1 pseudogene is annotated in these 382 nt (G+C 63.4%); it reads right to left on the reverse strand.

From position 1 onward, the window contains the following. Positions 1-132: 132 nt before the first annotated feature. Positions 133-252: pseudogene (locus JHD69_RS20740) on the reverse strand (PLP-dependent transferase); the annotation flags it as partial. Between the last annotated feature and the right edge of the window lie 130 nt (positions 253-382).

Genomic DNA, 382 nt, shown 5'->3' on the forward strand with positions numbered 1-382 from the left:
CCCCCCCCCCCCCCCCCCCCCCCCCCCCCCCCCCCCCCCCCCCCCCCCCCCCCCTTTTCAATGACCCCCCCACCACCGAGATCTACCCATGTCGTGGTTCGTCGGCAGCGTCAGATGTGTATAAGAGACAGCCATATTTTCTGGCTTTGATAAATCCAGAAAATGGAACTTGATGCCATACTTTTCGTAAACCTTGGTAAAAATGAGGTAAGAGCCCCCGTAAAGGTCGTTACCCGTAATCACCTCATCGCCTGTCTCTTATACACATCTCCGAGCCCACGAGACAGTACTCATGATCGCGTATGCCGTCTTCTGCTGGAAGGGGGGGGGGGGGGGGGGGGGGGGGGGGGGGGGGGGGGGGGGGGGGGGGGGGGGGGGGGGG

The sequence above is a fragment of the Pedobacter sp. ASV12 genome, assembly GCF_016429155.1.
Lineage (GTDB): Bacteria > Bacteroidota > Bacteroidia > Sphingobacteriales > Sphingobacteriaceae > Pedobacter.